The sequence below is a fragment of the Streptomyces sp. Da 82-17 genome (assembly GCF_046098215.1).
Lineage (GTDB): Bacteria > Actinomycetota > Actinomycetes > Streptomycetales > Streptomycetaceae > Streptomyces.
Genome location: NZ_JBJURH010000001.1, coordinates 200,278 through 226,214 on the forward strand (window position 1 = coordinate 200,278; position 25,937 = coordinate 226,214).

The 25,937-nt window shown below is 71.0% G+C and carries 26 protein-coding genes and 2 pseudogenes; 19 read left to right on the plus strand and 9 right to left on the minus strand.

Annotation, left to right across the window (positions count from 1 at the left end):
- Nucleotides 1-137: 137 nt before the first annotated feature.
- The 7 genes and pseudogenes from ACIDOF_RS00880 to ACIDOF_RS00910 form a co-directional block, all read right to left on the minus strand.
- Entirely contained in the window at nucleotides 138-515 is a 378-nt protein-coding gene (locus ACIDOF_RS00880; RefSeq protein WP_409003634.1) for a thioredoxin family protein, read from the minus strand.
- Nucleotides 506-948: pseudogene (locus tag ACIDOF_RS00885) on the minus strand (MerR family transcriptional regulator). The gene ACIDOF_RS00880 and the pseudogene ACIDOF_RS00885 overlap by 10 nt, the downstream one beginning before the upstream one ends.
- A gap of 54 nt (nucleotides 949-1,002) precedes the next feature.
- Entirely contained in the window at nucleotides 1,003-1,902 is a 900-nt protein-coding gene (locus ACIDOF_RS00890) for an NAD(P)-dependent oxidoreductase (RefSeq protein WP_409003635.1), read from the minus strand.
- 113 nt (nucleotides 1,903-2,015) lie between these two features.
- Nucleotides 2,016-2,939 (minus strand): annotated as a pseudogene (locus ACIDOF_RS00895) (glycoside hydrolase family 16 protein); the annotation flags it as partial.
- A gap of 179 nt (nucleotides 2,940-3,118) precedes the next feature.
- A complete protein-coding gene (locus ACIDOF_RS00900; RefSeq protein WP_409003636.1) occupies nucleotides 3,119-3,313 on the minus strand; it encodes a DUF397 domain-containing protein in 195 nt (64 codons plus the stop codon).
- Nucleotides 3,310-3,522, minus strand: coding sequence for a DUF397 domain-containing protein (locus ACIDOF_RS00905; protein ID WP_409003637.1), 213 nt, complete (start codon nucleotides 3,520-3,522; stop codon nucleotides 3,310-3,312). Before ACIDOF_RS00905 ends, ACIDOF_RS00900 begins: the two co-directional genes overlap by 4 nt.
- Nucleotides 3,519-4,349, minus strand: a complete 831-nt coding sequence (locus tag ACIDOF_RS00910) for a helix-turn-helix domain-containing protein (RefSeq protein ID WP_409003638.1) — start codon at nucleotides 4,347-4,349, stop codon at nucleotides 3,519-3,521. The genes ACIDOF_RS00905 and ACIDOF_RS00910 overlap by 4 nt, the downstream gene beginning before the upstream one ends.
- Nucleotides 4,350-4,453: 104 nt before the next feature.
- Here ACIDOF_RS00910 and ACIDOF_RS00915 point away from each other — a divergent pair, with 104 nt between their 5' ends.
- The 10 genes from ACIDOF_RS00915 (at nucleotide 4,454) to ACIDOF_RS00960 (ending at nucleotide 11,564) form a co-directional block, all read left to right on the plus strand.
- A complete protein-coding gene (locus tag ACIDOF_RS00915; protein ID WP_409003639.1) occupies nucleotides 4,454-4,699 on the plus strand; it encodes a hypothetical protein in 246 nt (81 codons plus the stop codon).
- Entirely contained in the window at nucleotides 4,696-4,905 is a 210-nt protein-coding gene (locus ACIDOF_RS00920; protein WP_409003640.1) for a hypothetical protein, read from the plus strand. Before ACIDOF_RS00915 ends, ACIDOF_RS00920 begins: the two co-directional genes overlap by 4 nt.
- Before the next feature lie 85 nt (nucleotides 4,906-4,990).
- A complete protein-coding gene (locus tag ACIDOF_RS00925) occupies nucleotides 4,991-5,827 on the plus strand; it encodes an endonuclease/exonuclease/phosphatase family protein (RefSeq protein WP_409003641.1) in 837 nt (278 codons plus the stop codon).
- A 91-nt stretch (nucleotides 5,828-5,918) separates the two neighbouring features.
- Nucleotides 5,919-6,257 carry a hypothetical protein gene (locus ACIDOF_RS00930; RefSeq protein ID WP_409003642.1) on the plus strand — a complete coding sequence of 113 codons (339 nt, stop codon included), beginning with the start codon at nucleotides 5,919-5,921 and terminating at the stop codon, nucleotides 6,255-6,257.
- A gap of 49 nt (nucleotides 6,258-6,306) precedes the next feature.
- Complete coding sequence (locus ACIDOF_RS00935; RefSeq protein ID WP_409003643.1) at nucleotides 6,307-6,708, plus strand: hypothetical protein; 402 nt, start codon at nucleotides 6,307-6,309, stop codon at nucleotides 6,706-6,708.
- Nucleotides 6,708-8,288, plus strand: coding sequence for a peptidoglycan-binding protein (locus ACIDOF_RS00940; RefSeq protein ID WP_409003644.1), 1,581 nt, complete (start codon nucleotides 6,708-6,710; stop codon nucleotides 8,286-8,288). Before ACIDOF_RS00935 ends, ACIDOF_RS00940 begins: the two co-directional genes overlap by 1 nt.
- A 7-nt stretch (nucleotides 8,289-8,295) precedes the next feature.
- Nucleotides 8,296-9,105: a hypothetical protein gene (locus tag ACIDOF_RS00945; protein ID WP_409003645.1), complete on the plus strand. Its 810-nt coding sequence runs from the start codon at nucleotides 8,296-8,298 to the stop codon at nucleotides 9,103-9,105.
- The gene (locus tag ACIDOF_RS00950) at nucleotides 9,105-9,971 is read left to right on the plus strand and encodes a hypothetical protein (RefSeq protein WP_409003646.1); all 867 of its coding nucleotides are present in this window, start codon (nucleotides 9,105-9,107) and stop codon (nucleotides 9,969-9,971) included. Before ACIDOF_RS00945 ends, ACIDOF_RS00950 begins: the two co-directional genes overlap by 1 nt.
- A 145-nt stretch (nucleotides 9,972-10,116) precedes the next feature.
- Nucleotides 10,117-10,731 (plus strand): hypothetical protein, encoded by a 615-nt coding sequence (locus tag ACIDOF_RS00955; RefSeq protein ID WP_409003647.1) that lies wholly within the window; start codon nucleotides 10,117-10,119, stop codon nucleotides 10,729-10,731.
- Nucleotides 10,732-10,796: 65 nt separating this feature from the next.
- Nucleotides 10,797-11,564, plus strand: a complete 768-nt coding sequence (locus tag ACIDOF_RS00960; protein ID WP_409003648.1) for a hypothetical protein — start codon at nucleotides 10,797-10,799, stop codon at nucleotides 11,562-11,564.
- 78 nt (nucleotides 11,565-11,642) lie between these two features.
- Here the strand turns inward: ACIDOF_RS00960 and ACIDOF_RS00965 are convergent, their stop codons facing one another.
- Entirely contained in the window at nucleotides 11,643-13,037 is a 1,395-nt protein-coding gene (locus ACIDOF_RS00965; RefSeq protein ID WP_409003649.1) for a cation:dicarboxylate symporter family transporter, read from the minus strand.
- Nucleotides 13,038-13,225: 188 nt separating this feature from the next.
- Between ACIDOF_RS00965 and ACIDOF_RS00970 the strand changes: the two genes are divergently transcribed.
- The 6 genes from ACIDOF_RS00970 to ACIDOF_RS00995 all read left to right on the plus strand — a co-directional run bounded on the left by ACIDOF_RS00970 (nucleotide 13,226) and on the right by ACIDOF_RS00995 (nucleotide 19,574).
- Nucleotides 13,226-14,839 (plus strand): ATP-binding protein, encoded by a 1,614-nt coding sequence (locus tag ACIDOF_RS00970; protein WP_409003650.1) that lies wholly within the window; start codon nucleotides 13,226-13,228, stop codon nucleotides 14,837-14,839.
- Nucleotides 14,836-15,534, plus strand: a complete 699-nt coding sequence (locus ACIDOF_RS00975) for a response regulator (RefSeq protein WP_409003651.1) — start codon at nucleotides 14,836-14,838, stop codon at nucleotides 15,532-15,534. The genes ACIDOF_RS00970 and ACIDOF_RS00975 overlap by 4 nt, the downstream gene beginning before the upstream one ends.
- Nucleotides 15,535-15,623: 89 nt before the next feature.
- Nucleotides 15,624-17,033, plus strand: coding sequence for an ABC transporter substrate-binding protein (locus ACIDOF_RS00980; protein ID WP_409003652.1), 1,410 nt, complete (start codon nucleotides 15,624-15,626; stop codon nucleotides 17,031-17,033).
- A 26-nt stretch (nucleotides 17,034-17,059) separates the two neighbouring features.
- Nucleotides 17,060-17,908 carry a carbohydrate ABC transporter permease gene (locus ACIDOF_RS00985; protein WP_409004008.1) on the plus strand — a complete coding sequence of 283 codons (849 nt, stop codon included), beginning with the start codon at nucleotides 17,060-17,062 and terminating at the stop codon, nucleotides 17,906-17,908.
- Nucleotides 17,909-18,772: a carbohydrate ABC transporter permease gene (locus ACIDOF_RS00990; RefSeq protein ID WP_409003653.1), complete on the plus strand. Its 864-nt coding sequence runs from the start codon at nucleotides 17,909-17,911 to the stop codon at nucleotides 18,770-18,772.
- A 97-nt stretch (nucleotides 18,773-18,869) separates the two neighbouring features.
- Nucleotides 18,870-19,574 carry a helix-turn-helix domain-containing protein gene (locus ACIDOF_RS00995; RefSeq protein WP_409003654.1) on the plus strand — a complete coding sequence of 235 codons (705 nt, stop codon included), beginning with the start codon at nucleotides 18,870-18,872 and terminating at the stop codon, nucleotides 19,572-19,574.
- Between the two features lie 184 nt (nucleotides 19,575-19,758).
- Here ACIDOF_RS00995 and ACIDOF_RS01000 read toward each other — a convergent pair whose 3' ends face one another.
- On the minus strand, nucleotides 19,759-20,784 hold the full coding sequence (locus tag ACIDOF_RS01000; RefSeq protein WP_409003655.1) for an ATP-dependent 6-phosphofructokinase: 1,026 nt from the start codon (nucleotides 20,782-20,784) through the stop codon (nucleotides 19,759-19,761).
- A gap of 225 nt (nucleotides 20,785-21,009) precedes the next feature.
- Here ACIDOF_RS01000 and pta point away from each other — a divergent pair, with 225 nt between their 5' ends.
- The 3 genes from pta to pyk all read left to right on the plus strand — a co-directional run bounded on the left by pta (nucleotide 21,010) and on the right by pyk (nucleotide 25,854).
- On the plus strand, nucleotides 21,010-23,085 hold the full coding sequence (gene pta, locus ACIDOF_RS01005) for a phosphate acetyltransferase (protein WP_409003656.1): 2,076 nt from the start codon (nucleotides 21,010-21,012) through the stop codon (nucleotides 23,083-23,085).
- A gap of 32 nt (nucleotides 23,086-23,117) precedes the next feature.
- On the plus strand, nucleotides 23,118-24,347 hold the full coding sequence (locus ACIDOF_RS01010; protein WP_409003657.1) for an acetate kinase: 1,230 nt from the start codon (nucleotides 23,118-23,120) through the stop codon (nucleotides 24,345-24,347).
- A gap of 82 nt (nucleotides 24,348-24,429) precedes the next feature.
- Entirely contained in the window at nucleotides 24,430-25,854 is a 1,425-nt protein-coding gene (pyk, locus tag ACIDOF_RS01015) for a pyruvate kinase (protein ID WP_409003658.1), read from the plus strand.
- The last annotated feature ends 83 nt before the right edge of the window (nucleotides 25,855-25,937 follow it).

The following is a 25,937-nucleotide window of genomic DNA, read 5'->3' on the forward strand; positions in this document are numbered from 1 at the left end:
TGTCTTTAGTTGGCCACCTTCAAGGGGAGAATCCCTTCGAATCGGTGGCCTTTTCTGTGCGTACACAGAAACACCCAATATAGCCCCAGGAATGAACCGCCCGCTAATCGACCGGGGACGGTCCGCGGATTTTTCCTTTACGCGCCCTGCCGCGCCTCCGCCTGTGCGCCCTCCAGCACGTCCGCCAGTTCCTCCCGCAGCCGCCGCTTCGAGCGTGAGCCGACCATCGAGCGGACCGGCTCGCCCGCCCGGAACACCATCAGCGTCGGCGCCGAGAGGACCCCGTACGCGACGGTCGTCCCCGGATTGCGGTCCACGTCCAGCTGGACCACCTTCAAGCGGTCCGCCTCCTCCCGGGCCAGTGCGCTCAGGACCGGGGCGAGCTGGCGGCACGGGCCGCACCAGTCGGCCGTGAACTCCACCAGGACCGGGCGGTCCGCGGCGAGCACCTCCGCCGCGAAGTCCGCGTCGGTCACCTCGGCCACGCCTTCCGCCTTCACTGCCTTCACTGCCATGTCTCCGTGCCCTCCGTCGTCGTCAGCTCGCACCGGGGCGCCGGCCCGCCAGGGGCCGACGCCTCGGCCGCGAGCGCCTCGCGGGCCCGTTCGGCCCGCGCGAGCTGCGCCCCGACCTGGGCGCGCACCGAGGTCAACTCCCCGATGAGCGCGTCGAGTTCGGCGAGCTTGCGGCGGTACACGGCCAGCGAGTCCGGGCACGCGTCGCCCTGCGGATGCCCGGCCCGCAGACACTCCACGAACGGCCTGGTCTCCTCCAGGCCGAACCCGAAGTCCTGCAGGTCCGGATCTGCCGCAGCAGCCGCAGATCCGCCTCGTCGTACGTCCGGTACCCCTTGTCGTCCCGGCGCGCGGGCAGCAGCCCCCGCGCCTCGTAGTACCGAAGCGTCCGCGTACTGGTGCCGGCCAGCTCCGCGAGTTCACCGATGCGCATGCCGACGACGCTAGACCTTGACCCCGACGTCAAGGCCAGCCCTTTTCGCGGGGCTCACGCCGGATCGCGTACGGCCTCCACGGTGGCGGTCCAGCCGTCGGCGCCGTGGCCGCGGGCGATGGCACGGTCGGCGACGGACTTCACGGCCCGCAGGACGGAGGTGTCCAGGCCGTTCTGGTCGGCGGCGTGCAGGACGTGCGCGACGCCGGCGGTGTCCATGACCAGGTTGTCGGCCTCGCCCGGGTAGTCGCCGCGGTCGACGTCGGCGGCCATCTGCGGGGTGAGGGCGGTGAGCAGACTGCCGTTGCCGGTGAGGAACGGCACGAGGTCGGCGGCCTTGATGCCCTCGGCCTGCGCGAGCGCGAAGGCGTGCACGAGGCCGGACATGCTGGTCCAGAAGAAGTCGAGGATCGACAGGTCGTACGCGGCGGCGAGCCCGTGGTCCGCGCCGAGGAAGGTGCCCTGCCCGCCGAGCGCCGCGAGGACCTGGGCGTGCTTCTCGTACGCGGCCCGGTTTCCGCTGAGGAAGAACAGCGCGTCCGGGGTGCCGACCATCGGGACGTTCACCATCATCGCGCCGTCGACGTAGTCGAGGCCCTCCCGCGCGGCCCACTCCCCGGCCTCGCGGGCCCGCTGCGGGGTGTCCGAGGTGAGGTCGACGAGGAGCCGGCCGCGCAGGTCGGCCGCGATCGGGTCGAGGACGGACCGCGAGGCCGCCTGGTCGAGGAGGCTGACCACGACGACCTCGGAGGCCCGCACCGCCTCCGCCGCGCTCCCGGCGAGCTTCGCGCCGCGGGCCACGAGCGCGTCGCCCTTGCCGGGAGAGCGGTTCCAGACGGTGGTGGGGTGCCCGGCGTCGAGGAAGGCGCCGGCGATCGCGCTGCCCATGGCGCCGAGGCCGAGCACGGTGACGGGGGTGGACGAAGGGTTGCTCTGCGAGGTGGTCGTGTTCATGGGCACGAGCCTCGCGCGGGCCCCAACTCCCCACAAGTACCGACTAATTAGTCAGATACGCACCGGAAGGTAAGCGTCCAGGTCACCGCGACGGGCCGGGTCGGCGGCTACGGCTTCGTGGACACCGCCACGTAGTCCACGACCATCGGCTTGCCCGGTTCCGTGGCCGCGACGGGGGTGGCGTGCCCGGCGACCCCGTCGGGGAAGGCGCCGCCCATCGCGACGTTGAGGAGCAGGAAGTACCCGGAGTGCTCCGTCATGTTCGCCCAGGTCTCGGCGGAGAACCGGTCCTGGGACAGGCTGTGGAACTGCTCGCCGTCGACGTACCACCGCAGCTGGTTCGGCGAGACCGAGCGGTCCCACTCGAAGCGGTACGTGTGGAAGCCGGACTGGCACGTCGAGCCCGGGCAGGCGCGGCTGTTGCCGAGGCCCTGCGTCTCGTTGCAGTCGCCGCCGGGGTTCACGCCGCAGTGCAGCACGCCGTGGACGCGGTCCTCCCCGTTGACGTTCTCCATGACGTCGAACTCGCCGATGGCGGGCCAGTTGTGGTAGTTCCCGCGGTACGGGGAGCCCAGCGCCCAGAACGCCGGCCAGTAGCCGAGGGCGGCCTCGCCGGTCACGTTCGGCATCTGGATACGCCCCTCGATGGCGAGCACGCCGCCTTCGGGCGCCTTGAAGTCGCTGCGTTTGGTCTCGATCCGGGCCGAGGTCCAGTTGCCCGACCCGTCCCGCTGCGGGGTGATGCGCAGGTTGCCTTCGCCGTCGAGGGCGAGGTTGTCGGGCGAGTCGGTGTAGTTCTGGATCTCACCGGTGCCCCAATTGGCGGGCCCGCCCGGGTAGTTGTGGCCGAGGTCGACCTGCCAGTTCTCGGCGGAGGGCGGCGCGCCGGCGGCTCCGTCGAAGTCGTCGCTCCACTGCACGGTCCAGCCGTCCGGCGGCGGGGGTACGGAGCCCGCGGCGGCGCTGGGGGACAACAGCGCGGCGAGCACGGCTGCGGCGCCGAGGCCGACGGCAAGTACGGAACGTTTTCTGCTCATGGAACACCTCCGTGGGGGGAGAGGAGATTGAGAGCGCTCTCAGAGTTTTGTAGTTGGAGGTGGGGTGGGCGTCAATGGGGCAGACGGGTTCAAGTGGTTTACGGGGCACGGGAGTTGAACGCGAAGGGACCCGGCACGTTGCGGTGCCGGGTCCCTGTTGTCTGTACGTCCGTACGGGCCTAGAGAGTGTCCGCCTTGACTCCGTCGAGGAACGCGCGGAACGCGTCGGGGGTGGCGTTGAGGACGGGGCCGGACGGGGCCTTGGAGTCGCGGACCGGAACCGTGCCCCGAGACACGACGAGGTTCGTGGCGACCTCCACGCAGTCGCCGCCGTTGTTGCTGTACGAGGACGTACGGAAATCCGGCTCGGTCACGGAGTGCCTCCCAACTGCCCGCCCTTGACGCCCTCGACGAACGCAGTGAACGCGTCGGCGGGGAGGTTCAGAACGTGGCCGGACGGGACCTTGGAGTCACGTACGGGGACGATGCCATGGCGGTCGGCAAGGCTGGTTACGACCTCGACGCACTGGCCACCGTTGCCGCTGTACGAGGACTTGACCCATCGCAGAGGTTCGGTCGTCACGGGATGCCCTTTCGTGCCTGTTCAATCATGGCCACGGACTCCGCTTGGGAGCATGCTTCAGCCTGCAACTGATGGTAGGCCGTCAGAATCGGCAGCACGAACGCACTTTCGCGTTCCAGATGCCCTCGATGCGTGGACTCGGCATACGACATGAGCGAGCGGTCCGGCATCGTCAGCACAGTGACCGGCAGGCTGAACGGCCGCCTCTCCCCCATGGAGAACGGCGCAATCTGCAGCACGGTGTTGGGCAACTCGGCGAACTCGAGCAGGCGCGCGAACTGGGCATCCATGCAGCTGCGACTCCCCATCGGCCGACGGATGCATCCCTCATCGAGCACAGCGAAGATCAGCGGGGCCGGCGACCGAGTCAGGCTCTCCTGCCGCTGCGTGACCAGCCGGACCCGCTCATCGGCCTGCTCCGGCGTGATCGCCTCCCGCCGGACCGCGTCCGCCTCCAGGGCCGACGCGTACTCAGGCGTCTGCAGGAGGCCGGGCACGACACCCACCTCGTAGAGACGCAGCTCCACAGCTCGCGCCTCGTGCGTGACGTACTCCGGAAACCCTTCGATGAGCGCGGTGTAGCGCACCGCTCGGCTCTGGCGCACGAACCTGTCGCCGGTTCCGAATGCTCTGTCAGCACCTGCTGCAAAGCGGCGAGTTGGAGGACGACGTCCAGTTTCAACGGCTGAAATGTGCGTCCCCGAGCACCCGATCCGCTCCCCCAGCTCGTCCTGCGTCCAGCCCCGCTCGTCACGTAACGCACGTAACCGCTGGCCGAAGGCCGCACTCGGCGACGTCTCGGGGTCCAGCTCCTTGCGGTTCACCATCCGGGCTCCCAACTCTCCAGGCAAATAGCGCAAGTTGAAGACGAGTTCGACCCTAGGCCAACCTGAAGCTCCCCGTAGCCGCACCGCTACACAGAGGAGCAATTGTGTGCGCAGACCACATCCCCATCCGCATCCCCACCCCCGCCCTCGGCACCCTCGTACGGGACATGCGGCGCGACCGCGTCGGTGAGTTCCGGGGCGAGTGCTGCGGGCGCTGGTACCTGCGGCCCGTGCGCGGCGGGCGGGAGTGGGACGCCGCCCCCGCCGACGTACAACTCGCCGACCCCGCACAGCGGTTGCGTGCCGGGGCCGCGCGGGCCAACGCACGGAGCCGGGGTGAGCTGCTGTGACGGACCGCGTGACCGTCGAGGACGCCGAAGCCGCGCGCGACGCGCTGGCCGGCGCGCTCGCCGAGGCGGGCGTCACGCTGCCGTCGCTGCGCGTGGACCCGCTGTCGTACGTGTCCGAACCCCCCGTGCCCCTCGTGGAGTTGGGGCGCTGCAACGTACCGGCCGCGAGAGCGCTCGCCGCGGCGCTGCGGAAGGGCGGGGCGTGATCCCGTACGCCTGGGCAGGGGAAACGACCCGACGAGCCACCCGCAGGGAAGTGCATCGGGGACGGAAATGGGCGACGGTACGTCGATGCGGGTCATGACATGGAATCTGTGGTGGCGGTTCGGGCCGTGGGAGGAGCGGCGGCGCGCGATCCTCTCCGTGCTGCGGCGGGAGCGGCCGGACCTGGTCGGGCTGCAGGAGGTGTGGGAGGCCGGCGGCCGCAACCTCGCCGGGTGGCTGGCCGAGGAGCTCGGCATGCACTGGACGTGGGCCGCGTCCGACCGGCCCGAGCCGTGGCGGCGCCGGCTGCCCGAGTCGGCGGCGGAGCGCGCGGTCGACGTGGGGAACGCGGTGCTCAGCCGATGGCCGATCAGCGACCGGGCGGTGCTGCGGCTGCCGGTGCCGCCGGGGCGGGACGACGGGCGGGTCACGCTGTACGCGCGGGTGGACGCGCCCGACGGGCCCGTACCGTTCTTCACCACCCACCTCACCTCGTCCATCGCGGCGTCCGCGGCGCGGGTGCGGCAGGTGCGGGCGACGGTCGAGTTCGTCGCGGCCCACCGGGGCGACGGCCCGCACCCGCCCGTCCTCACCGGCGACTTCAACGCCTGGCCGGACTCCGACGAGATGCGGCTCCTCGGCGGCTACCGGACGGCCCCGGCGGTACGCGACCTGGTCCTCATCGACGCCTGGGAGTACGCCCACCCCGACGCCCCCTGGGCCACCTGGGACCCGACGAACCCGTACGTCGCCCGCACCTACAGCCCGAGCGCCCGCGTCGACTACGTCCACGTCGGCCTCCCCGCCCCCTCCGGCCTCGGCCGCATCCTCACCGTACGCCGCGTCGGCCACGGCCCCGAGCAGGGCGTGTGGCCGTCCGACCATGCGGGGGTGCTGGCGGAGTTGGCGGGGGGTTCGGGGTGAGCGGGTAGCGGAACCGCGGGCGTCTTTCCGCACGTCACACGTGTGAGGCGCCCGCACGGCCGGGCGCCGCGCTCGACGAAGGGGGAGGCGCGTGAGCGAAGCGGCGGGGTACGGCATACGGGCGAGCCAAGTCAGCGCCGCGGCAGGGAAGTTGGACACCGCGGCGAACGAGCTGGACACCATCAAGTCGATCATTCCGGCCGACCTCGACATGCCTCCGGCAGTGCTGGGCGGCGAGGAGGCCGCGCCCGCCTTCAACGCCTGCGCGGACGCCTGGCAACGTCAGGCGACCGTGCTGCGGGACGCCCTGCGGGAGATCTCCGGCAAGTTGACCACCACGACGAACAACTACACGGCGGCCGAGCAGGACGCGGAGGCGCAACTGCGCCGCGCGGCGCCTGCGCAGGCAGGCCTGTCGGATTTCAACTGACGGCGCCGACAAGGCCTTTGCACACTTCGAGGAATTCGGGGGCGGATACATGGCGGCCAGGAACACCGTACGCACGGACGACGAGCTGGCCGGGCTCGATGTCCCGTCGCTGCTGCGGTTCGGGCTGGGTGAGGGCAGCCGGATGCGTACGGCACTCTTCGGCGACGGGGCCGTGAGCGCGGCCGTCGTCCTGGGCCGCGCGGGGGTCCGCCCGCGCGCCGTGTCGTTCCTCGCGAAGGTCGTACGCAGCGGGGGCGCGGCGTACGCGGCGGCCCTACCGGAACCCGTCCCCGGAGAGTCCGCGGGCGCCACGGTCCGCGCATGGCTGGAGGCCGCGGCGAGCGTGGCGCACACCGTCGACGACGACGAGTCGCTGGCCCGCTGGCTGTCGGCGGTGGCGGAGGTGATGGCAGTACGGGACATCGCCACGCACGGGAGGGGGAGCATCTGATGGCCGGCGAGGACACGACGACCCGACGGGCCGAACTGGCCGCCGCGCTGCGGGACATCGAGGACGCGGGCTCGAAGAACGACCTCATCGCGGCGATCGACCGGGCCCTCGCGGTGGCCGCACCGATGGGCGACGCGGACACGATCGAGTCGGCGGCCCGGGCTTATGGGAAGGCTGCGGACCAGTGTGAGCACGAGGTCGTACCGGCGATCCGGGATGCTGCGCACAAGAAGATCAAGGGATCCTGGGAAGGCCTGGCGAGCGCCAAGGCCACGGACATCATCAACGCCGCCGGCCGCACCGCCAACCTGATGACGCAGGCGTTCAGAAGCGGACGAAAGGCGCTCCATCGTCTGGCGGACGACATCGGCAAGGCACAGGAGGCGGACAAGCCTGCCCGCGAGACCCTGATCAGGGCCCGCACCATGCTCGGCGGCGAGGACGGCTTCTTCGACGGTCTGGTGGAGAAGGACGCCGAGGAGGCGGAGAAGGAGCGGGCGCGCGCAATCGCGAAGGACGCCGCCGAGGATCGGCACCGGGCGGCGGTGACGGCCGACGACGCGGCGCGTGCCGCAGCCCGCGAGCTCAACAAGCTGGCCGCGGAGGCCGGCGCCGGCAAACTCACCGGCAAGGGCCTCAGCCCCGTCGACAGGATGATGCTCGCCGAGGCGTCGACGGTCGGCGAGACGGAGGACCACCGCAAGTACAACGAGATCCTCAGCGCGAACGACCTCGAACGCTCCAGCGCCCGGCTCAACCGCATGAGCCCCGCCGAACGCGCCGAATTCCAGCGGATGTTGGACGGTGCCGACAGTGCGGAGCAGCAGGCGTATGTGATGAAGGCGCTCGCCGCCGGGCACGACATGGACAGCCTGCGGGAGTTCAACCAGAAGATCGACGGCATGGACGAAGCCTGGCTCCGGCGTCATCTGGACCCGGTGGTCGCGGAGAACGATCTGTACGGGAATCTCGACACGAACAAGGCCGACAATGCCTTCCAGGGCCAGGGATGGACCCAGGGCGGTGACGGGAAGGAGGGCAGCTGTGTGGCCTCGTCCACCGTTCACGCCCGAGCCATGGTCGACCCGGTGTACGCACTGGAGCTGACCGGCGGGCCGAGCGGTCAGGAGGAGTCGGGGGCTGCCTTCCGGCGGCGGCTGATCGACGAACAGCACCGCGTCCACGAGGACGGTGACGGCGTGAACAGCGGATGGTTCGGCACCGGTCCGCCTGAGGGAATGGACGACGAGGGCTGGTCGGAAGTCGCCGACAACGAGCTCAACTCGCCCACTGGTTCCGACTACGAACGCCGGGACCTGGGCAGCGCCGACGCCCGCAGGGGCGCGCTGCCCGAGATCGAACAGGCCGTCGCGGAGGGCAAACCCGTGCCCATCAAGACCGTGGGTCCCGATGGAGCGCACGCCCTCGTGATCACCGCCCAGGAGGGGAACATGCTGCAGGTCCACAACCCGTGGGGGTACAGCACCTGGGTCTCCGAAGACGAGTTCGTCAACGGCAAGTTGGGCGACGCGTCCGATGGCCGGTTCCCCGACGCCACCGGCGCCCACATCCCCAGGTGAGGCACACGTGCAGCTGAACAAGAAGCTGGCCGGGGGGCTCTCGGGTGCTCTTGCCCTGCTCGTCCTCGGCGGATTCGTCGTCCACGACGCGTTCGTCGACTGCGGCACGCGCTGCGCCACGCCGCTCCTGGACGGCCTCCCGAAGGGGCCGGACGGGGAGTTGGACATCGCCTCCCAGGCGGTGGAGCCCAGCGTGCCCGTCGGCCACGACTTCTCGCTCCATGTGCGGCCCGGCGGCGACGCCGACGACTGGGAGGTCGCCGACGCCGGGAAGCCGGCGAAGCTGGTCGCCAAGGGAGCCAAGACCGTCAAGGGCACGCGCTACTTCAAGTTCCGCGCGCTGAAGCCGGGGACATCGCGCGTCGTCCTCAAGGAGGTCCACGGCGACCGCACCATGACGTACCAGATCCGCGCCGTGAGCGACGACAACGGGTACCAGCCGCAGGACCCGCAGCCGGAGAACCGGTACCCCCTCGACCGCGAACACGCCGAGGACCTGGGCGACTTCGAGGGCACCGTCACCCTGACCAGGGGCGCGGACTACCTCGTCTCCAACCGGTACGGCAACCAGCCGGGCTACACCTGGACCCTCCGCAAGGAGTACGACGACGGCCTGTCCATCTCCCCGGAGCCCGAGCACACGAGCGGCGACCCGGCGGCAGAACGACGGGACTGGTACTCGCTGTTCGGCTACCGGAAAGGCACCGCCGTCGTGAAGCTCTTCGGCTGCTACCGCTGCGACCACGGTGACAAGCCCACGACCCCTGAGAGCAAGAAGTTCTCCGTGACCAAAACCCTGACCGTGGTGGTGCGTTGATGCGATTCGGACCGGCGCGACTCTCGAAACGGGCCCGCTGGGCTGCGGCCTGCGCGGCCCTGCTGCTGCTCGGCGGCGGATTCGTCGCCTACGAGGAGTTCATCGCCGACGACAACGTGTGCTGCGCTCTCCCCCCGCCCCTCTACAACGTGCCGCGCGGGCCGGACGGGGAGATCGACATCGCCTCGCAGTCCACGGAGCCCGAGGTGCTCGTCGGCCACGACTTCTCCATCCACGTGCGGCCGGGCGGCGACGCCGACGACTGGCGGCTGGCAGAGTCCGGGGAATCCGGCGGGGTCGTGCGCGCCAAGGGCGAGAAGACGGTCAAGGGCACCCGCTACTTCCGGTTCCGCGCCCTGAGGACCGGCACGGCACGCATCGTGCTGAAGGAGATCGACGGCGAGCGCACCATGACGTACGCACTGACGGTGAAGGAAGGCACGCAGGTCAGCGGCGTCGAGCACGATCCGGACGAGATCCTCCCCACCGACCGCACCAGCCCGCCCGACGACGGCCGAGGCACGGACGAAGTCCGCGTACTGGACGGGGACTTCGACAGCACCGTCACCGTGCCCGCCGGGCAGACCTTCCGCATCGCCAACCGGTACGCCAACCAGCCGGGCTACACCTGGAGGTTCGTGGCCGAACCCGACGGCCCGGTCCTCGGCCAGGGCGACTCCGAGGCTCCGGACGTCGGCGATGGGGCTGCCGTACGTCAGGACTGGTACGAGTTCTACGCCCGCGACAAGGGCATCGCCAAGGTGAAGCTCTTCGGCTGCTATCGCTGCGGCTACGGCGAGTGGCCCGAGACCGCCGAAAGCAAAAGGTTCTCCCTCACCAAAACCCTGACCGTAAACGTCAGTTGAGCCCGAACCCCGGGCCCGGTCCTCGTCGTATCACGCGCCCCACGCGCCCCCTTTCCGTCCACCTCGTGCGCCGGCGCGTACCCCCTCCGGGCTAAACGATCTCCGTGGGTACATGAGCGGGGCGCGGGTCGCGCAGTGTGCTGGTGTGACTTTCCAGATCGTGCGGCGTACGGCCGGCGTCGTCCTGCTGTCGGCCGTGCTGCTGCCGTTCCTCGCGGGGGCCGAGGCGGCCGACGCCCGCCCGCTCGCCGACAGTTGCGCCTACGCCGGCAGCGACCTGCCCCTCGACGAGTGGGCCGAGGTCGCGCGCGAGCAGGGCGTCGAGGAGGCCGTACGGAGGGCCTGCCGCCGTGACCCGCCCGCGCCCCGGCCCACGCCCACGCCCACCCCGACACCCCCACCTCCACCGACACCTCCGTCGCCCGAACCCCCTCCCCCGCTGCCGAGTTCGGCCCCGGCTCCGCCTCCCCCGCCGCCCACACGGACGCCGACGCCCACGCCCACGCCCACGCCCCGGAAGCCCGACCCGAAGCCGAAGCCGAAGCCCACGCCCAGGCCCTCGGCGACGCCGTCCTTCTTCCCGCCGCCGCCCCGCGCGCAGCCGGAACGTGCCGCGCAGGAGAGCGGGTCGGCCGTCACGCGGACCCTGCTGCTCGTCGCGCCCGCCGTCATCGCCGCCGCGTTCGGCGCCGCCAACGCGTCCGGAGGCAGCACCGGGACCGGAACCGGTTCCTCCGGGCGCGGGGGCGGTGGCGCCTGACCTCTGCCCCCGGCCCCGTACGCCCCGCTCCCTCGAACCCTCGACTCCGCCTGAAAGGACCTCACTTGAGCAACTGGCTCGCACTGGCCCTCGCCATGGCCGCCGCCTGCGCCGCCGTCATCGTCACCGCGTTCCTGCGCGACCGCCGGGCCTCCGAGGACGAGGACCCGGACGACACCCCGGACGTCATCGAGTACATGACGATGATGATCGGCGTGGTCTACGCGATCGTGCTCGGCCTCGCCATCGCCGGCGTCTGGGAGGGGAAGGCCGGCGCCGAGGACACCGCGCGCGCCGAGGCCTTCGCGCTGCACGAACTCCGGGAGCGTGCCGTCGACTTCCCGGCGCCGACGGCCGAGCGCATCCGGGACGGAGTCGACGCGTACGTCCGGTACTCGGTCGACAAGGAGTGGCCCGCCTTCGCCGACTCCGGGGAGCTGACCGAGCGCGGGGACCGGCTCCTGACCGACGTACGCCGGGCTGTGCTCGACCACGAGCCGCGCACCGAGAACGAGAGCCGGGCCGCGTACGCGCTCGCCGACCAGGTCACGGCGGCCGTGGAGGCACGCAACGCCCGGGCCCTGGACTCGGGTTCGACGCTGGGCGGGACGGTGTGGTTCGGGCTGATCGTGGGCGGGCTCGTCAGCGTCGGCATGCTGTTCGCGCTGCAGCTGCGGCGGTCCACGCGGGAGCTGATCCTGGCCGGTCTCTTCACGGCCCTGATCTCGTTCCTGCTGTTCCTGGTCTGGCAGTTCGACGATCCGGCGGCCCGCGACACGGAGGGCCTCGTCGAACCGTTCACGTCCCTCTTCCCGGGGGCCACGGGCGGCTGAGCCACGGGATCCCGCGTACGTACGACAGCGGCGGGCCGCCCCACCGATGGGGGCGGCCCGCCGCTGACCAGAAGAGCCTCAGACCTTCACCGTCTCCTTGCCGCCGGAGCCCGAGCCGCCCTCCGGCTGCCCCGACTGCTCCGGCTGCTCCGGCTGCTCCGGCAGGTCCACATCCGCCGCCGGGGCGTGATCGTCGACGAGGGTGCGCTCGTCGAACGGGATCTGCCCGGCGAGGACCTGCGCGGCGCGCTCCTTGTCGATCTCCTTGGTCCAGGTGCCGACGAGGACCGTGGCGACCGCGTTGCCCGCGAAGTTGGTGAGGGCGCGGGCCTCGCTCATGAAGCGGTCGATGCCGACGATCAGGCCGACGCCGTCGACCAGCTCGGGCCGGTGCGACTGCAGGCCGCCCGCGAGGGTCGCGAGACCGGCGCCGGTGACGCCCGCCGCACCCTTCGACGCGATGATCATGAAGACGAGGAGGGAGATCTGCTCGCCGATCGACAGCGGGTCGCCCATCGCCTCGGCCACGAACAGCGAGGCCATCGTCAGGTAGATCGCGGTGCCGTCGAGGTTGAAGGAGTAGCCGGTCGGCACGGTGATGCCGGTGACCGGCTTGGAGACGCCGAGGTGCTCCATCTTGGCGATCAGCCGCGGCAGGGCCGACTCCGAGGACGAGGTGGAGACGATCAGCAGGAACTCGCGGCCCAGGTACTTCAGGAGCGAGAAGATGTTGATGCCCGTGAAGACCTTGAGCAGCGCGCCGAGCACGAGGAAGACGAACAGGGCGCAGGTGACGTAGAAGCCGATCATGATGACGGCGAGGGACTTCAGGGCGTCCACGCCGGTCTCGCCGACGACCGCGGCGATCGCGCCGAACGCGCCCACCGGGGCGGCCCACATGATCATGCCGAGGACGCGGAAGACGAGGCGCTGGATGTGCCCGATGCCGCGCAGGATCGGCTCGCCGGAGGAGCCCATGGCCTGCAGGGCGAAGCCGCAGAGCAGGGCGACGAGCAGGGTCTGCAGGACCGAGTCGCCGGTGAACGCGGAGACGATCGTGGTCGGGATGATGCCGAGCAGGAAGTCCGCGGTGGACTCCGACGCGCCCTCGGCCTGCGCCTCGCCCGCGCCGCGTACGGCCTCGGTGAGCTGGAGGCCGTGGCCGGGCTCCAGGATGTTGCCGACGACCAGGCCGATGGCGAGGGCGACGGTCGACATCACCATGAAGTAGCCGAGCGCGAGCCCGCCGACGGCGCCGACCTTGGCGGCCTTACGGACGGAGCCCACGCCGAGGACGATGGTGCAGAAGATGATCGGCGAGATCATCATCTTGATCAGGTTCACGAAGCCCGTGCCGAGCGGCTTCAGTTCGACGGCGACGCCCGGGGCGGCGAAGCCGACGGCAATGCCGAGCAGCACCGCGCCGATGACGGCGATGTAGAGAAAGTGGGTTCTGTCCCGCTTGGCGGCCACGGTGCCTCCTCGCACATACGGCTCTAGGAATCACGACCCTGCCGACACCCGGGGCTCCCGGCCCTGAAAGGCCCTCCTCGCCCGGAAACGCGGCTCACGTCACGGCAGCGGTCCCGGAGAATATCCACCACCGCGTGACCGGGGTCACCCTTGCGTTCATTTAGTTCGCGCTTATACGACCAGGCACTATGGGCCGTATGCCCCGAGTCCCCCGCCCCCGCAGCCTCGCCGGCCAGCTGTTCGCCATGCAGGTGGTCCTGGTCGCGCTCGTCGTCGCGGGCTGCGCGGTGTTCGCGTACGTCACGGCGCACCGGCAGGCCGAGAGTGCGGCTCAGCGGCAGGCGGCGGCGACGGCGCGGGCCGTGGCCGAGTCGCCGTCGGTGCGGGAGGCGGTGCGGGGGCCGGACCCGAGCAGGTCGCTGCAGCCGTACGCGGAGAAGGTGCGCAGGTCGACCGATGTGGACTTCGTGACGATCATGAATCCGCAGGGCATCCGCTGGACGCATCCGACGCCGCAGAACATCGGCGCGAAGTTCCTCGGCCACACCGGGCCCGCCCTGCACGGCCGCACGTTCCACGAGACGTACACGGGGACGCTCGGCCCGTCGGTGCGCGTGGTGACGCCGATCGTGGACGAGGGCCGGATCGTCGGCCTGGTCAGCGCGGGCATCACGATCGAGGAGATCACCCAGCAGGTACGGGAGCAGCTCACCGCCCTCGTCGGGGTCGCGGCGGCCGCGCTCGCCCTCGGCGGCCTCGGCACGTACGTGGTCAACGCCCGGCTGCGCCGGCACACGCACGGCATGAACGCGGCCGAGCTGTCGCGGATGCACGTCTACCACCAGGCGGCCCTGCACGCGGTGCGCGAGGGGCTGCTCATGCTCGACGGGCAGCGGCGGATCGCGCTGATCAACGACGGGGCGCGGGAGCTGCTCGGCCTCGGCGAGGACGCGGTCGGCCGGGGCATCGCCGAGCTCGGCCTGCCCGCACCGCTGACGGGCGCGCTGCTCGCCGCCGAGCCACGGGTCGACGAGGTGCATCTGACCGGGGACCGGGTGGTCGTCCTGAACACCTCGCCGGTGTCGGGCGGCGAGCGCCGCGGCACCGTCGTCACCTTGCGGGACCACACCGAACTGCAGGCGCTGACCGGGGAGTTGAACCACGAGCGGGGCTTCACGCAGGCGCTGCGCTCGCAGGCGCACGAGGCGGCGAACCGGCTGCACACCGTCGTCTCGCTGATCGAGCTGGGCCGCGCCGACGAGGCCGTGGAGTTCGCGACGGCCGAGCTGGAGCTGGCGCAGGCGCTGACCGACCAGGTGGTGACGTCGGTGGGCGAGCCGGTCCTCGCGGCGCTGCTGCTCGGCAAGGCGGCGCAGGCCAACGAGCACGGCGTGGAGCTGGTGGTGTCCGAGGACAGCCGGATCGACGACGGTCTGCTCCCCGAGTCGTTGCCGACCCGCGACCTGGTCACCGTCCTCGGCAACCTGATCGACAACGCGGTGGACGCGGCGACGGGCACCCCGGGCGGCCGGGTTACGGTGACCGCGCGCGCCGCCGATGCGGAACTGCTGCTCCGGGTCGCCGACAACGGGCCCGGCGTCCCCGCGGACGCGGACGTGTTCCGGCGCGGCTGGTCCGGCAAGGGCCCGGGGCGCGGCCTCGGCCTGGCCCTGGTCCGGCAGGCGGCCGGGCGGCACGGCGGCACGGTCGAGGTGGCCGCGTCCCCGGACGGCGGCGCGGAGTTCACCGTACGGCTGCCGCTGCGGCGGGAGTCGCCGCAGCGACGAGAGGTGACCGCATGACCGGAGCAGCGGAGTCCGGGGCGGAGATCCGGGTCCTGGTGGTCGAGGACGACCCGGTCGCGGCGGACGCCCATGTCCAGTACGTGGACCGGGTGCCCGGGTTCCGCACGGTCGGCAAGGCCCGCTCGGGGGCCGAGGCGCGCCGGGTGCTCGACCGGACCGAGGTCGACCTGCTGCTCCTCGACCTGTACCTGCCGGACGGGCACGGCCTGCAGCTCGCCCGGTCGCTGCGGGCCGCCGGGCACCAGGCCGACGTGATCGCGGTGACGTCGGCGCGGGATCTGACGGTGGTGCGCGAGGGCGTCTCGCTCGGGGTCGTGCAGTACGTCCTGAAGCCGTTCACGTTCGCCACGCTGCGGGACCGGCTCGTGCGGTACGCGGAGTTCCGCGGCGCGGCCGGGGTCGCGGACAGCCAGGACGAGGTGGACCGGGCGCTCGCCACGCTCCGCTCGCCCGGGCCGGCCGCGCTGCCGAAGGGGCTGAGCGCGCCGACCCTGGAGCGGGTCACGCAGACGCTCAGGTCGGCGGCGCCCGAGGGGCTCACCGCGACGGCCGCGGCGGCCGAGGCGGGCCTGTCCCGGATCACGGCCCGCCGCTACCTGGAGCACCTGGTGTCGACGGGCCGGGCGGCGCGCAGCCCGCAGTACGGCCAGGTCGGCCGCCCGGAGCTGCACTACCGCTGGCTCACCGGCTGAGACCCGCCCCGCAGGGCCGCCTGGCGCACGGGCATTGACCTGCCTTTGAGCGCCGCCTTACGTTCACCGGGCAACGAGATCCTGTACGTATGGCTTACGTATGGCTCGTAGGAGGTCATGCCGTGCCCAGAGTTCGCGCGCCCCGTCCTCGCACTCCGCTGCTGCTGACCGCGGCCGCCGTGCTCGCCGCCGGTTCGCTCGCCGCGTGCGGTTCGGGCGCCGAGAGCGACCCGGACGTCGTGAAGGTCTCGTACAAGCAGTCCACGGACAACAACATCCGGGTGATGGACAAGTACCTCGGCGAGATGAAGAAGCAGTTCGAGAAGGCGCACCCCGGCAAGAAGGTGAAGCTGGTCCCGATCAAGGCGCCGGACTCGGAGTACTACACGAAGCTGCAGCAGATGCTCCGCTCCCCGAAGACGGCGCCCGACCTGGTGTACGAGGACACGTTCCTCATCAACTCCGACATCACGAGCGGATACTTGAAGCCCCTGGACCCGTACCTGAAGAAGTGGAAGGACTGGGGCCAGTTCATCGACACCGCGAAGTCGGCGGCGAAGGGCGAGGACGGGAAGACGTACGGAGTGCCGGACGGCACGGACACGCGGGGCCTCTGGTTCAGCAAGGACATCTTCAAGAAGGCCGGTCTGCCGGAGGACTGGCAGCCGAAGAACTGGGACGAGATCCTCGACGCGGCCCGCACCGTCAAGAAGAAGGTCCCCGGCGTCATCCCGCTCAACGTGTACACGGGCAAGCCCGGCGGTGAGCAGTCCGCGATGCAGGGCTTCGAGATGCTGCTCTACGGCACGGGCGAGGACCCGCTCTACGACCCGGGCAGCAAGAAATGGGTCGCCGGGAGCAAGGGGTTCAAGGACTCGTTGGAGTTCGTGGAGACCGTCTACAAGGAGAAGCTCGGCCCGGACGTGTCCGACGCCCTCGACCCGAACATCGCGACCCGGGCACGCGGCGAGCTGATGCCCGAGGGCAAGCTCGCCATCAACCTCGACGGCTCGTGGCTGCCGCAGGACTGGCTGCCCGGCTCGGGCCACGAATGGCCGGACTGGTCGAAGGAGTTGGGCCTCGCGCACATGCCGACGCAGCACGGGCAGGCCCCCGGCAAGGTCTCCCTGTCCGGCGGCTGGACGTGGGCGGTCCCCGCGAAGTCCGCCAACCCGGACCTGGCCTTCGAGTTCATCAGGACCATGCAGACGAAGGCCAACGCCCAGAAGTGGTACGTCGCCAACTCGGGCATCGCCGTACGCGAGGACGTGGCCGCCGACCCGGAGTACGTGAAGGCGCAGCCGGGGATCAAGTTCTTCACGGACCTGGTGGAGTTCACGCACTACCGCCCGGCCTACCCCGCGTACCCGAAGGTGTCGACGGCGATCCAGGAGGCGATGGAGGGCGTGACGACCGGTGACGTCTCGGTGGCCGAGGCCGCGAAGGGCTACGACGAGGAGCTGGAGTCCGTGACGGACGGCGCAGTGGTCCGCAGGTGAGCGCCGCCGCCCCCGGCCCGCGCCGCATGCTGGCGCGGGCTCTGCCGGCCTCGCCCGGCGTCGTCCTCCTGCTGCTGTTCCTCGCCGGCCCGATCGGCTACTGCGTCTGGCTCGCCTTCACCGACCTGCAGCTGACCGGCCAGGCGGAGTCCTCGTTCGTCGGGCTCGACAACTTCACGCAGGCCTTCGGCGACGCGGACTTCCTCAACGCGGTCTGGCTGACCCTCGTCTTCACGGTCGTGTCGTCCCTGATCGGGCAGAACACCCTCGGCCTGACCCTCGCCGCCCTGATGCGGCGCGCGTCCCGGCCGGTGCGCACGCTGACCGGCGGGATCGTGGTCGTGGCGTGGGTCCTCCCGGAGGTCGTCGCGGGCTTTCTCCTCTACGCGTTCTTCCGCCGCGAGGGCACCCTGAACGCGGTCCTCGACTGGCTCCAACTCCCCGGCCAGAACTGGCTGTTCACGCTGCCGATCCTCGCCGTGTCGTTCGCGAACGTGTGGCGCGGCACGGCCTTCTCGATGCTGGTCTACTCGGCCGCCCTGAACGAGATCCCGCAGGAGATCACGGAGGCCGCCGAGGTCGACGGGGCGGGCGGCTGGCGCCGGATGTGGCACATCACGCTGCCGATGATCCGCCGCTCCATCGGCACCAACCTGATGCTCAACACCCTGCAGACGCTGTCGGTGTTCGGCCTGATCTGGGTGATGACCCGCGGCGGCCCCGGCAACCGCAGCCAGACCCTGCCGCTCTACATGTACGAGCAGGCCTTCCAGAACAGCATGATCGGCTACGCGACGGCGGTGGCATTGCTGCTGCTCGTGGTCGGCTCGCTGTTCTCCCTCGTCTACATGCGCCTGCTGCGCACGGAGGCCTGAGTGTCCGACGCCGCCCGGAGCACCGCCAAGGTCACACTGTCCACGCGCCGGACGACGCGCCGCCTCGCCGCCGACGCCGCGCTCCTCGCCGTCGCCGCCGCGTTCGCCCTGCCGCTCGCGTGGGTGCTGCTGTCCGCCCTGGACGCCGACGCCGACCTGCGGGTGAAGGTGCCCGACCGGTTCACCTTCGGCAACTTCGACGCGGTGCTCGTCCCCGAGGTCACGTTCACGCCACTGCTCAACAGCCTCATCCTGTGCGGTTGCGCCACGCTCCTCACCGTCGCGTGCGCGGCCCTCGCCGCGTACCCGCTGTCCCGCTACCGCTCCCGCACCGGCCGCGCCTTCCTGGCGACGGTGCTCTTCGCGACCTGCCTGCCGATCACGGCGATCATGGTGCCGGTGTACGCGCTGTTCGTGCAGGTCGAGCTGATCGACACGATGCACGGCACGATCCTCTTCTTCGCCGCGTCCCAACTGCCGTTCGCGGTCTGGCTGATGAAGAACTTCATGGACGGCGTCCCGAAAGAGCTGGAGGAGGCCGCCTGGACGGACGGCGCCTCCCCGTTCCAGTCGCTGCTGCGGGTGGTGCTGCCGCTGATGGGTCCGGGCATCGCGGTCGTGACGGTGTACTCGTTCGTGATGATGTGGGGCAACTTCTTCGTCCCGTTCATGCTGCTGCTCTCCCCCGAGCAGATGCCGGCCTCGGTCAGCATCAACGACTTCTTCGGCAACCGCGGCACGGTGGTCTACGGGCAGCTCGCCGCGTTCTCGATCATCTACTCCACGCCCGTCCTGCTCCTCTATGTCCTGATCGCCCGCCGCCTCGGCAGCGGCTTCGCCCTGGGCGGCGCGGTCAAGGGCTGAACCGGGTGCGGCTGGGACGTTCCTACGAGTAACACGCCCCGTGATCCTGGGCGAACGCACCGTAGGCGACTCTGGAGTAGCGCTCTAACGTCGCCGTGTGCATCAGAGCCAGGCCGCAGGCGTCACGCCGCCTTTCAACCATCTTGCTGCCCGGCGGCTGCGTGAGGCCCTCGGCATGGACCACGGCCATGTCGCCTACAGCCTGCGGGCCAGTTACGGGCTGTCGTACGTCACCCCGCAGACCGTCGCCGACTGGGAGCGCGCCCGGATCGCGCCCACCTCGGCCGAACTGACCGCGCTCGCCGGGGCGTTGTGGTGCGCGCCCGGCGAGCTGCTCGGCGCGGCGACCACGTTGCGCGAGCACCGCCTCGCCCGCGGCCTCGCCTCGCAGGACGTGGCGATGGCGGTCGGCGTCGAGCACGGCGCGTATCTCCGGATGGAGGAGAGCGGGCAGTGGCGGGGCAACGAACGCCAGTCGTCGGCGCTCGCCGAGGTGCTCGGTCTCGGCGTACGGGACTTCGTCGCGGTCACCGGGCGGGAGGAGCGCCTCGCCGACCTGCTGCGCAGCGCGGCCACCGCCCGCTGGGAGGGTTACGTCCGCCCGGTGACCAAGCTGGTGCCGCTGCCCCGCGCCCTCGTCGAGGCGGTCCTGGACGAGCTGCACGGCGAGTACCACGCCCGCATGGTGGCCACCCTCAGCTGGGGAGGCATGGAGGCGGGCGACGAGAACTCGGGGAGGGATTTCCTGAACCGGATCGTCGAGGAGTTCTGGACAGCGGTAGCGGCACGCGAGCCCCGCTAGGGGCGCGCCCCTGAGGGGCGCGGGGCTGTGACATTTGCGGCTCCGCCGCGGGGCGCGACCAGCCACGACGGCGCAGCAGACGACCGACAGCGCCGCAGGCTTTCGGGAAGGGGCGGGTAGGGGAAAAACCCGCGCCCGGCCACAACGACGGGAAAGCCCATCGCCAGCCGGCCGGCAGGCCCCCTCAGAACACCGACTCGGCCTCGGCCATCCGCGACTCCGGCACGGTCTTCAGCTCGGTGACCGCCTCGGCGAGCGGCACCATCTGAACATCCGTACCCCGCAGCGCCGTCATGTGCCCGAACTCCCCCCGGTGCACGGCCTCCACCGCATGCCAGCCGAACCGCGTGGCGAGCACCCGGTCGTACGCGGTGGGGGTGCCGCCGCGCTGGACGTGGCCCAGGATGACCGGCTTGGCCTCCTTGCCGAGGCGGTGCTCCAGCTCGCGGGCGAGGGCGGTGCCGATGCCCTGGAACCGCTCGTGGCCGAACTGGTCGATGGCGCCCTTGCCGTAGTCCATCGTGCCCTCGGCCGGGTGCGCGCCCTCGGCGACGCAGACGACGGCGAACTTCTTGCCGCGGGCGAAGCGCTCCTCGACCATCTTCACCAGGTCGGCCGGGTCGAAGGGCCGCTCCGGCAGGCAGATGCCGTGCGCGCCGGCGGCCATGCCGGACTCCAGGGCGATCCAGCCCGCGTGCCGGCCCATGACCTCGACGACCATCACGCGCTGGTGCGACTCGGCGGTGGTCTTGAGGCGGTCCATCGCCTCGGTGGCGACGCCGACGGCGGTGTCGAAGCCGAAGGTGCGGTCGGTCGACGAGATGTCGTTGTCGATGGTCTTCGGCACGCCGACCACCGGGACCCCGGCGTCGGACAGCATGCGCGCGGCGGTCAGGGTGCCCTCGCCGCCGATCGGGATGAGCGCGTCGAAGCCGCTCTTCTCGATGAGTTCCTTGGCGTTGTCGCAGGCCGCGCGGAAGCGGTCGCGCTCCAGGCGGGACGAGCCGAGGATGGTGCCGCCGCGGGCGAGGATGCCGCTGACCGCGTTCAGATCGAGGGGCTGGTAGCGGCCGTCGAGCAGACCCGCGTACCCGTCCTCGAAGCCGATGACCTCGTCGCCGTGCGCTGCGACGGCGCGGTGCACGACCGACCGGATCACCGCGTTCAGTCCGGGACAGTCGCCGCCTGCGGTCAGAACTCCGATACGCATCGTGCTGGGTCTCCTGCTCCGTAGTCGTACGTCCGGGCCGGTCCCGATTGTTCCACGCGCCTCGGGGGCCCGCCTGCGGCGGGCGCTTTATCCATCTGCAAGGGTATTGTCAAGAGGGCATTCCCACCCTATCGAGTATTTTTGTAGAGCCTTGAGCGAGCGACGAGACGGCGGGCTTCGCACCGGCGAGGCCCGCAGCAGCGAGCGACGAAACGGAGAGCACGCGTGACGCGCAGCGTGTACGTGACCGGGATCGACCGTGGCGACGGCCGCCAGGTCGTGGAGCTGGGAGTCATGGAGCTCCTGACCCGTCAGGTCGACCGGGTGGGGGTGTTCCGTCCGCTCGTGCACGACGGCCCCGACCGCCTCTTCGACCTGCTGCGGGCCCGCTACCGGCTGAGCCAGGACCCGTCGACGGTGTACGGCATGGACTACCACGAGGCGTCCGCGCTGCAGGCCGAGCGCGGCACGGACGAGCTGGTCTCCGAACTGGTCGACCGCTTCCACGCCGTGGCCCGGGACTACGAGGTCGTCCTCGTCCTCGGCACCGACTTCGCCGACACCCAGCTGCCCGACGAGCTGTCCCTGAACGCCCGCCTCGCCAACGAGTTCGGCGCGTGGGTCCTGCCCGTGGTCGGCGGCCGCAAGCAGACCGCCGAGTCGGTCCGCGCCGAGGCCCGCAACGCGTACCGCGCGTACGAGGGCCTGGGCTGCGAGGTCCTCGCGATGGCCGTGAACCGGGTGGCGCAGGAGGACCGGGACGCGATAGCCGAGGGGCTCGACTCCCAGCTGCCGGTGCCCTGTTACGTGCTGCCGGACCTGCCCGCGCTGTCCGCGCCGACCGTCGCGCAGATCACCCACGCCCTCGGCGGCACGGTGCTGCTCGGCGACGACTCGGGGCTCGCCCGGGACGCGCTCGACTTCGTCTTCGGCGGTGCGATGCTGCCGAACTTCCTGGCCGCGCTGACGCCCGGCTGTCTCGTCGTGACGCCCGGGGACCGCGCCGACCTGGTGGTGGGGGCGCTCGCCGCGCACAGCGCCGGGACGCCGCCCATCGCCGGTGTGCTGCTCACCCTGAACGAGCGGCCCAGCGAGGAGATCCTGCGGCTCGCCTCCCGGCTCGCGCCGGGCACGCCGGTGATCTCGGTGGCCGGCACCTCCTTCCCTACGGCGGCCGAACTCTTCGCCCTGGAGGGCAAGTTGAACGCCGCGACGCCCCGCAAGGCGGAGACCGCGCTCGGTCTCTTCGAGCGGCACGTCGACACCTCCGAGCTGCTGAGCCGCCTGGAGGTGTCCCGCTCCGGCCGGGTCACGCCGATGATGTTCGAGCACAAGCTGATCGAGCAGGCCCGCTCCGACCGCCGCCGCGTCGTCCTCCCCGAGGGCACCGAGGAGCGCGTCCTGCGCGCCGCCGACGTCCTGCTCCGCCGCGGGGTGTGCGACCTGACGCTGCTCGGCGACGTCGAGGTGATCCGCAAGAAGGCCGCGGACCTCGGCATCGACCTGGCCGACTCGCAGCTGATCGACCCGCAGACCTCGGAGCTGCGCGAGAAGTTCGCCGAGCAGTACGCGGCGCTCCGCGCCCACAAGGGCGTCACGGTGGAGCTGGCGCACGACGTGGTCGCCGACGTGAACTACTTCGGCACGCTGATGGTGCAGGACGGCCTCGCCGACGGCATGGTCTCCGGCTCGGTGCACTCGACGGCGGCGACGATCCGCCCGGCCTTCGAGATCATCAAGACCAAGCCGGACGCGAAGATCGTCTCGTCGGTCTTCTTCATGTGCCTCGCCGACGAGGTCCTGGTGTACGGCGACTGCGCGGTCAACCCGGACCCGAACGCCGAGCAGCTCGCCGACATCGCCGTCCAGTCGGCCACCACGGCACGGCAGTTCGACGTGGACCCGAAGGTCGCGATGCTCTCGTACTCGACGGGCACGTCCGGCTCGGGCGCCGACGTCGACAAGGTCCGCGAGGCCACCGAGCTGGTCCGCGGGGCCCACCCGGACCTGAAGATCGAGGGCCCGATCCAGTACGACGCGGCCGTGGAGCCCTCCGTGGCCCGCACCAAGCTGCCCGGCTCCGAGGTCGCCGGGCAGGCCACCGTGCTGATCTTCCCGGACCTCAACACCGGCAACAACACCTACAAGGCCGTGCAGCGTTCGGCCGGCGCGATCGCCGTCGGCCCGGTGCTGCAGGGCCTGCGCAAGCCCGTCAACGACCTGTCCCGCGGCGCCCTCGTCGGGGACATCGTGAACACCGTCGCCATCACGGCGATCCAGGCCCAGACGCCGGCCTCCTGACCCCTCGTACCCGACGCAAAGGCACCACACCCGTGACAGCGACGCGCATCCTCGTCCTCAACTCCGGCTCCTCGTCGGTGAAGTACCAACTGCTCGACATGAGCGACAACTCCCGGCTCGCCGTCGGCCTGGTGGAGCGGATCGGCGAGGAGACCTCGCGGCTCAAGCACACCCCGCTCGCCGGCGACGGGCGGAGCCGGGAGCAGAACCGGCCGATCGCCGACCACGACGAGGCGCTGAAGGCCGTCGCCGAGGAGCTGTCGCAGGACGGGCTCGGCCTCGACTCCCCCGAACTGGCCGCGATCGGGCATCGGGTGGTGCACGGCGGCAAGCGGTTCACGCAGCCGACGGTGATCGACGACGCGGTCCTGAAGGAGGTCGAGCGGCTCATCCCGGTGGCGCCGCTGCACAACCCGGCCAACCTGACGGGCATCCGTACGGCGATGTCGCTGCGCCCGGACCTGCCGCAGGTGGCGGTGTTCGACACGGCGTTCCACACGACGATGCCGGAGTCCGCGGCGCGCTACGCGATCGACGTGGAGACCGCCGACGCCCACCGCATCCGGCGCTACGGCTTCCACGGCACCTCGCACGCGTACGTCTCGCGGAAGACGGCCGAGCTGCTCGGCAAGCGCCCCGAGGACGTCAACGTCATCGTGCTGCACCTGGGCAACGGCGCCTCGGCGTCGGCGGTGCGGGGCGGGATGTGCGTGGACACGTCGATGGGGCTGACTCCCCTCGAGGGCCTGGTGATGGGGACGCGTTCCGGGGACGTCGACCCGGCCGTGATCTTCCATCTGATGCGGGTGGCCGGCATGTCGGCGGACGAGATCGACGTGCTGCTGAACAAGAAGTCGGGCCTGATCGGCCTGTGCGGCGACAACGACATGCGGGAGATCCGCCGCCGCATCGGCGAGGGCGACGAGGCGGCGCGGCTCGCCTTCGACATCTACGTGCACCGCCTGAAGAAGTACATCGGCGCCTACTACGCGGTCCTCGGCCGGGTGGACGCGGTCGCGTTCACGGCCGGGGTCGGCGAGAACGCGGCGCCGGTGCGCGAAGCTGCCGTCGCGGGCCTGGAGGAGCTGGGTCTCGCGGTCGACGGCGCGCTCAACGCGGTGCGGTCCGACGAGCCGCGGATCGTCTCCCCCGAGTACGCCCGGGTCGCCGTCGCCGTGGTCCCGACCGACGAGGAGCTGGAGATCGCCCGGCAGACCTACGCACTCGTGGCGAACCGGGCGGGAGACCGGCAGGAGAACTGAACGACTGAGCACCCCAGCGCCCATTTGTAGTTTCCGCCAGATGGAATATTCCTTAGCGAAACAAACAGATAGGATCCGCCTCATGCGCCGTTCCAAAATCGTCTGCACCCTGGGCCCCGCCGTCGACTCGTACGAGCAGCTGAAAGCGCTCATCGAGGCCGGGATGAACGTGGCCCGATTCAACTTCAGCCACGGCTCCCACGCGGAGCACCAGGAGCGTTACGACCGCGTGCGCGAGGCCGCGAAGGACGTCGGCCGCGCCGTCGGCGTCCTCGCCGACCTCCAGGGTCCGAAGATCCGCCTGGAGACGTTCGCCGAGGGCCCCGTCGAGCTGGTGCGCGGGGACGAGTTCACCATCACCACCGAGGACGTCCCGGGCGACAAGTCCATCTGCGGCACGACCTACAAGGGCCTGCCCGGCGACGTGGCCAAGGGCGACCAGGTCCTGATCAACGACGGCAACGTCGAGCTCAAGGTGACCGACGTCGACGGCCCGCGGGTCAGGACGATCGTCATCGAGGGCGGCGTCATCTCCGACCACAAGGGCATCAACCTGCCCGGCGCGGCCGTCAACGTGCCGGCCCTGTCCGAGAAGGACGTCGAGGACCTGCGCTTCGCGCTGCGGATGGGCTGCGACATGGTCGCCCTGTCCTTCGTGCGGGATGCCGACGACGTCAAGGACGTCCACAAGGTGATGGACGAGGAGGGCCGCCGCGTCCCCGTCATCGCCAAGGTGGAGAAGCCGCAGGCGGTCGCCAACATGGCGGACGTCGTCGCCGCCTTCGACGCGGTCATGGTGGCCCGTGGCGACCTGGCCGTCGAGTACCCGCTCGAGAAGGTCCCGATGGTGCAGAAGCGGCTCGTGGAGATGTGCCGCCGCAACGCCAAGCCGGTGATCGTGGCGACCCAGATGATGGAGTCGATGATCACCAACTCCCGCCCCACGCGTGCCGAGGCCTCCGACGTGGCCAACGCGATCCTGGACGGCGCGGACGCGGTGATGCTGTCCGCCGAGTCCAGCGTGGGCGCGTACCCGATCGAGACCGTGAAGACGATGTCGAAGATCGTCGCCGCGGCCGAGGAGGAGCTGCTCTCCAAGGGCCTGCAGCCGCTCGTGCCGGGCAAGAAGCCGCGTACGCAGGGTGGTTCGGTGGCCCGGGCGGCCTGCGAGATCGCGGACTTCCTGGACGCCAAGTCGCTCGTCGCCTTCACCAAGTCCGGCGACACCGCCCGCCGCCTGTCCCGCTACCGCGCCGCGCAGCCGATCCTGGCCTTCACCACCGAGCAGTCCACCTGCAACCAGCTCGCCCTGAGCTGGGGCGTGGAGTCCCGGCTCGTGCCGCACGTGGACAACACGGACGCGATGGTCGACCTGGTCGACGCCGAGCTGCTCAAGCTGAAGCGGTTCAACGCCGGCGACACCATGATCATCACCGCCGGCTCGCCCCCCGGCGTCCCCGGCACCACCAACATGGTCCGGGTGCACCACCTGGGCGGCGAGAGCTGAGCACTCACCCGCGAACGGCGAGGGCGCCCCTTCCTCTCGGAGGGGGCGCCCTCGCCGTATGCGGTACGGGGCCGGCGGTACGG

Bases quoted from the DNA above. Each gene is read 5' to 3' on its own strand.
- ACIDOF_RS00880 (WP_409003634.1), bottom strand. From the start codon at position 515: ATGGCAGTGAAGGCAGTGAAGGCGGAAGGCGTGGCCGAGGTGACCGAC.
- ACIDOF_RS00985 (WP_409004008.1), top strand. From the start codon at position 17,060: ATGCTGGCGCGGGCTCTGCCGGCCTCGCCCGGCGTCGTCCTCCTGCTG.
- ACIDOF_RS00950 (WP_409003646.1), top strand. From the start codon at position 9,105: ATGCGATTCGGACCGGCGCGACTCTCGAAACGGGCCCGCTGGGCTGCG.
- ACIDOF_RS00980 (WP_409003652.1), top strand. From the start codon at position 15,624: ATGGCTTACGTATGGCTCGTAGGAGGTCATGCCGTGCCCAGAGTTCGC.
- ACIDOF_RS00925 (WP_409003641.1), top strand. From the start codon at position 4,991: ATGCGGGTCATGACATGGAATCTGTGGTGGCGGTTCGGGCCGTGGGAG.
- ACIDOF_RS00935 (WP_409003643.1), top strand. From the start codon at position 6,307: ATGGCGGCCAGGAACACCGTACGCACGGACGACGAGCTGGCCGGGCTC.
- ACIDOF_RS00970 (WP_409003650.1), top strand. From the start codon at position 13,226: ATGGGCCGTATGCCCCGAGTCCCCCGCCCCCGCAGCCTCGCCGGCCAG.
- ACIDOF_RS00975 (WP_409003651.1), top strand. From the start codon at position 14,836: ATGACCGGAGCAGCGGAGTCCGGGGCGGAGATCCGGGTCCTGGTGGTC.
- ACIDOF_RS01000 (WP_409003655.1), bottom strand. From the start codon at position 20,784: ATGCGTATCGGAGTTCTGACCGCAGGCGGCGACTGTCCCGGACTGAAC.
- ACIDOF_RS00940 (WP_409003644.1), top strand. From the start codon at position 6,708: ATGGCCGGCGAGGACACGACGACCCGACGGGCCGAACTGGCCGCCGCG.
- ACIDOF_RS00890 (WP_409003635.1), bottom strand. From the start codon at position 1,902: ATGAACACGACCACCTCGCAGAGCAACCCTTCGTCCACCCCCGTCACC.
- pyk (WP_409003658.1), top strand. From the start codon at position 24,430: ATGCGCCGTTCCAAAATCGTCTGCACCCTGGGCCCCGCCGTCGACTCG.
- ACIDOF_RS00910 (WP_409003638.1), bottom strand. From the start codon at position 4,349: ATGGTGAACCGCAAGGAGCTGGACCCCGAGACGTCGCCGAGTGCGGCC.